At 70.4% G+C, this 5,392-nt stretch carries 5 protein-coding genes and 2 pseudogenes; 5 read left to right on the top strand and 2 right to left on the bottom strand.

Annotation, left to right across the window (positions count from 1 at the left end; translation table 11 throughout):
- Positions 1 to 206 (top strand): annotated as a pseudogene (locus tag Q2100_RS29480) (MFS transporter); the annotation flags it as partial.
- Here Q2100_RS29480 and Q2100_RS29475 read toward each other — a convergent pair.
- Both Q2100_RS29475 and Q2100_RS29470 read right to left on the bottom strand, forming a co-directional pair.
- Positions 175 to 498 (bottom strand): DMT family transporter, encoded by a 324-nt coding sequence (locus Q2100_RS29475; protein WP_264010858.1) that lies wholly within the window; start codon positions 496 to 498, stop codon positions 175 to 177. The pseudogene Q2100_RS29480 and the gene Q2100_RS29475 overlap by 32 nt on opposite strands.
- Positions 498 to 839 carry a DMT family transporter gene (locus Q2100_RS29470; protein ID WP_264010857.1) on the bottom strand — a complete coding sequence of 114 codons (342 nt, stop codon included), beginning with the start codon at positions 837 to 839 and terminating at the stop codon, positions 498 to 500. Before Q2100_RS29470 ends, Q2100_RS29475 begins: the two co-directional genes overlap by 1 nt.
- Positions 840 to 989: 150 nt before the next feature.
- Between Q2100_RS29470 and Q2100_RS29465 the strand changes: the two genes are divergently transcribed.
- The 4 genes and pseudogenes from Q2100_RS29465 to Q2100_RS29450 form a co-directional block, all read left to right on the top strand.
- Positions 990 to 2,549 (top strand): carboxylesterase/lipase family protein, encoded by a 1,560-nt coding sequence (locus Q2100_RS29465; protein ID WP_302916873.1) that lies wholly within the window; start codon positions 990 to 992, stop codon positions 2,547 to 2,549.
- 26 nt (positions 2,550 to 2,575) lie between these two features.
- A complete protein-coding gene (locus tag Q2100_RS29460) occupies positions 2,576 to 3,514 on the top strand; it encodes a sterol desaturase family protein (RefSeq protein WP_302916872.1) in 939 nt (312 codons plus the stop codon).
- Between the two features lie 29 nt (positions 3,515 to 3,543).
- Positions 3,544 to 4,950 carry an NAD(P)/FAD-dependent oxidoreductase gene (locus tag Q2100_RS29455; protein WP_302916871.1) on the top strand — a complete coding sequence of 469 codons (1,407 nt, stop codon included), beginning with the start codon at positions 3,544 to 3,546 and terminating at the stop codon, positions 4,948 to 4,950.
- Positions 4,951 to 5,019: 69 nt separating this feature from the next.
- A pseudogene (locus Q2100_RS29450) lies at positions 5,020 to 5,392 on the top strand (LysM peptidoglycan-binding domain-containing protein); the annotation flags it as partial.

Here is a 5,392-nt window from a genome sequence, read left to right as displayed (position 1 = left end):
GGCTGCCCGGCCTGCGCCCGGGCACCGGGCTGGCGCTGGTCACCTGGCTGCTGCGGATCGGGTTCCTGGCCTCGCCGCCGGTGGTGGGACTGGTCGCCGATGCGGCCGGGCTGCGGGTGGGCCTGCTCATCGTGCCGCTGGCCGGCGTGGTGACGGTGCTGCTCGCCGGCGCGCTCAGTGGGCGAGACCGACCGTCTCGATCATGAGGACGCCGCCGACGATCAGCGCGATGCCGAGCGCCATCGTCGCGGTCAGCGGCTCGCCGAACAGGAACCGCGCGATCACCGCGACGGCGGCGACCCCGCACGCCGTCCAGATCCCGTACGCGATGCCGACCGGCATGCCCAGCGACAGGGTGACCCACAGCAGCGTGAACGACACCGCGTAGCCCAGCACGACGGGCACGATCCACACCCGTCGGCGGAACCCGTCCGATGCGCGCAGCGACAGCGTCGCCACCACCTCGGTGACGATCGCGACGGCCAGCGTCAGCCACATCACGACGGCGGCCCGTCCGTGCGCGGATGTGAGCCGAACTCGACCAGCAGCACACCGGCGATGATGAGACCGATGCCCGCGGCGATCGGCCATGTCAGCGGGTCGCCGAAGATCGCCGCGGCGAGCACCGCCGTCGCCGCAGTGCCGCACGCGCCCCAGATGCCGTACGCGACGCCGACCGCCATCCCTGTCCGCAGCACCAGTGTGAGCAGCACGAATGCGCCGAGGTAGCCCGCGGCCACCACCGCGAGCCAAGCCGAATGGTCCTGCGAGGCACGCAGAGCCAGCGTGGCGGCCACCTCGCTGACGATGGCCGCGGCCAGCAGCGGGAACGGGCGCACGCACCCAACCTAGTGGTCGCTGCCGACCCGCCTCGCCGGCGGAGGCCGCGGCGACGGGAGTCGTCGCCCTCTCGCCGTGCAACGGCCGGATCAGCGGGTATGCCGGCGTTGCTGAGTACCCTGGAGGAGTTGTCTGCCCGAAGGAGCCGCATGACCACCGACGAATACCGCAGCACGGCGGAAGCCGGACCGGTCGTCGAGACCGGCTACGGGCCGGTGCGCGGCGTCGACGACGGAACAGTGAAGGTGTGGAAGGGGATCCGGTACGCCGCGGCCCCCTCCGGCGAGCTGCGCTGGCGGGCGCCGCGACCGCCGCAGCGCTGGTCAGAGGTCGCCGACGCCACCCGGGTGGGGCCGGTGTGTCCGCAGGCCACCGACGCCCGCATCCCCATCGACCTCGGTGCGCCGCAGGCCGAGGACAGCCTGCGCCTCAACGTGTGGGCCTCGTCCGACACCGCTGCGGGAGACGGCAAGCCGGTGATGGTGTGGGTGCACGGCGGCGCGTACGTCCTGGGGTCGGCCAACCAGCCGCTCTATCACGGCCGGGCGCTTGCCGCCGACGGCGACGTGGTGGTCGTGACGATCAACTACCGGCTCGGCCCCTTCGGGTTCCTCGACCTGTCCTCGTTCGGCGACAGCCGCTTCGAGTCGAACTGCGGTCTGCGCGACGTGGTGTTCGCCCTGCACTGGGTGCGGGACAACATCGCCGCGTTCGGCGGGGACCCCGACCGGGTCACCCTGTTCGGCGAGTCGGCCGGTGGCGGGATCGTGACCACCCTGATGACGACTCCGGCAGCCGAGGGATTGTTCGCCCGCGCGATCGCCCAGAGTTCGCCGGTGACCTCGGTCTACGACGCAGGCCGCGGCCGCCGGGTCGCCGAGCGGTTCCTCGGCCATCTCGGCCTGCAGGCCGGCGAGGTCGGCCGGCTGCTCGACCTTCCCCTCGATGCCGTACTGGCGGCGTCGAAACGGCTGTTCGACGAGGTGCCGGTGCGCACGCCGGGCACCCTGGCCTTCGCGCCGATCGTCGACGGGGACCTGGTGCCGGAGCATCCGATCGACGTGGCGCGAGACGGGCGGGCGCACCCGGTGCCGCTGATCATCGGTACCAACCGGGACGAGGCGGCCCTGTTCCGCTGGATGCGTTCACCGCTGATGCCGATCACCCCGCAGGCCATCAAGGCGATGTTCGCCGAGATCGAATCCGAGCAGCCAGGTCTGCAGATCCCATCGGACGCCCAGATCGGCAGTGCGTACCCGCGCGCCCGCGGTAAGGCACGCGGCCTCGGTGTCGCGCGGGACATCGGGTTCCGGATGCCGTCGCTGTGGTTCGCCGACGGCCACAGCGCAGTGGCGCCGGTGTTCGTCTACCGGTTCGATTGGTCCACCCCGATGCTGCGGCTGCTGCGCCTCGGCGCCGCGCACGCCACCGAACTGCCGTACGTCTGGGGCAACCTGGTCGCCGGCTCGAAGGATCCGACGTTCAAACTCGGTGGGCTCAAGACCGGGCGCGAGGTGTCGCGGCGCATGCGGCGGCGCTGGCTGGATTTCGCGGTCGACGGCGACCCGTCGACCGGTGACCCGGTGTGGCGGCCGTACCGGCGGGGTGACCACAGCACCCTGGTCATCGACAAGGAAGACCGGCTGGTCACCGACCTGGACGAGCACCTCCGCAGCGCCTGGGGTGACCAGGTGCTGAACTTCCGGTGACCTAAACTGGGCCGGGAGGTGTGACGATGAATCCCAGCTGGGACGCGGTGCGGTCGGCGCTCGACGTGTTGCCGCCGCAGATGCGCGATCCGGTGCTGTTCGCCATCCCGTTCTTCCTGGCGCTGCTGATCGTCGAATGGACGGCGGCCCGCAAGCTCGAGGATGCGCGGGACGGGCGCGCGCCCGCCGGGGCGTTCCACTCCCGGGACGCGTGGGCGAGCATCTCGATGGGCTTGGTGTCGATCGCCACCACAGGAGCGTGGAAGTTCGCCGCGCTGCTGGGATATGCCGCGCTGTACACCTACGTCGCACCCTGGCACCTGCCGTCCACGCAGTGGTACACGTGGGTCATCGCGATCGTCGGTGTCGACGTGCTGTTCTACGCCTACCACCGGATCGCACACCGGGTGCGGCTGATCTGGGCCACCCACCAGGCCCACCACTCGAGCGAGTACTTCAACTTCGCAACCGCACTGCGGCAGAAGTGGAACAACAGCGGCGAGATCCTGATCTGGATTCCGTTGCCGCTGTTGGGTGTTCCGCCGTGGATGGTGTTCGCGAGTTTCTCGCTCAACCTCATCTACCAGTTCTGGGTGCACACCGAGCGGATCGGGAAGCTCTGGCGGCCCTTCGAATTCGTGTTCAACACCCCGTCACACCACCGGGTGCACCACGGGATGGACGCCGAGTACCTCGACAAGAACTACGGCGGCATCTTCATCCTGTGGGACCGGATGTTCGGCACGTTCCAGGCCGAGCTGTTCCGCCCGCACTACGGCCTCACGAAACCGGTCGACACCTTCAACATCTGGAAGCTGCAGACCCGCGAGTACGTCGCGATCGCCGCCGACGTGCGGACCGCGACCCGGTGGCGCGACCGGCTCGGGTATGTCTTCGGCCCGCCAGGATGGCAGCCCACCGACCGGCGCGTGCCGGTCGGCCCGTCCGCGGAAGTACCCATCTGATCCGGCGCGGCGGCCGTGACCTCCGCAGGATGCGGACAGTGTTCGACGGCCACGTCGACCCGGCGCTGATCGACCGCGCGCTGACGCCGAGCGCCTTCGCGCCGATGTGGCTCGACATCCCCCGGCCGCGGTATCCCCGGCTGACGGCGACGCTCGACTGCGATCTGCTGGTCGTCGGCGCCGGCTACACCGGGCTGTGGGCGGCGCTGCACGCCGCGGAACGCCGGCCCGGACAGCGGGTGGTGGTCGTCGACTCCGATCGGGTGGGCTGGGCGGCGTCGGGACGCAACGGCGGATTCGTCGACGCCAGCCTCACTCACGGTGCGCAGAACGGGAAGTCGCGCTGGCCGCACGAGTTCGACCGGCTCGAGCGGCTCGGGATGGAGAACCTCGACGGGATGCAGGCCGACGTCGAGCGGCTCGGTCTCGACGTCGAGTGGGAGCGGACCGGGATGCTGCAGGTGTCCACCGAGCCGCATCAGGACGCCTGGCTGGCTCGCGCGTCGGCCGAGGGAGCGGGCCGGCTGCTGAGCCGCCACGAGGTCACCGCGGAGGTGAACTCGCCGACCTTCCGGGCCGGCCTGTTCAGCGCGGACGACTGCGCCGTCGTCCATCCGGCGAAGTTGGCGTTCGAACTGGCCCGTGCCTGCACGGCCGCAGGTGTCGAGATCTTCGAGGACTCCGGGGCCACGTCGATCGATTCGGGCGGCCGGCGCCTCCGCGTGGACGCCGGCGCAGGGACGGTCACCGCCGCCCGCGCGGTGCTGGCAACCAACGTGTTTCGGAGCCTGTTGCGGCGCAACCGGTTTCACACCGTTCCGGTCTACGACTACGTGCTGGCCACCGAACCGCTCACCGATGAGCAGCTGGACCGGATCGGATGGCGCAACCGGCAGGCCATCGGCGACTCCGCCAACCAGTTCCACTACTACCGGTTGACCGCCGATCACCGCATCGTGTGGGGCGGCTACGACGCGGTGTACCACTTCGGGCGCCGGGTCGATCCGGCGTACGAGGACCGGCCGGACAGCTACCGGCGCCTCGCGGCGCACTTCTTCATCACCTTCCCCCAACTCGACGACGTCCGGTTCAGCCACCGCTGGGCGGGGGCCATCGACACCAACACCCGGTTCTGTGCGCACTGGGGGCTGGCACGTCACGGCCGGGTCGCCTACGTCAACGGGTTCACCGGACTCGGTGTCGGTGCGGCCCGGTTCGCCGCCGACACCTGCCTCGACCTGCTCGACGGCCACCGCACCGAGCGCACCGAGCTCGAGATGGTCCGGCGCCGTCCCGTCCCCTTCCCACCAGAGCCATTGGCGGCCATGGGGATTCACGCCACCCGCTGGTCACTGAACCGGGCCGACCATGCGGCGGGCCGGCGCAACATGTTGCTGCGCGGGCTCGACAGAGTGGGCCTGGGATTCGACTCTTGACGCCGAACCGGCCACGGCGACGGTCAAGATCGTTAAGCTCAGCCCGTCCATGGTGGAAGGGAACCGCGCGTGTCAGACAGACTGCACAACGGCGAGAAACTCGAAGTAGGCCAATCGTTGACGTCCCGTAACGGGGCGTACACCCTGACACTGCAGCAGGACGGGAACCTGGTGCTCGAGGCGGGCGGGCAGGCCGTGTGGGCCACCGCGACCGATGGGCAGGACGTCGTGCGGGCGGAGGTCCAGACCGACGGCAACTTCGTGCTGTACACGCCGGACAAGCCCGTTTGGCACACCGATACCAAGGGCGCCAAGGACGTTCGACTGCTGCTGCAGGACGACCGCAACCTGGTGCTCTACGGTTTCGACGGTCCGGCGTGGGCGTCGGGCACCCAGACCGACGAGGCGCCGCCCGTCCCGGCGCCGCCCGCGTCGGCGCCCG

The sequence above is a fragment of the Mycolicibacterium arseniciresistens genome (genome assembly GCF_030519285.1).
Classification (GTDB): domain Bacteria; phylum Actinomycetota; class Actinomycetes; order Mycobacteriales; family Mycobacteriaceae; genus Mycobacterium; species Mycobacterium arseniciresistens.
Note: the sequence above shows the minus strand (reverse complement) of the source record. Positions and strands in the feature narration are given on the sequence as shown.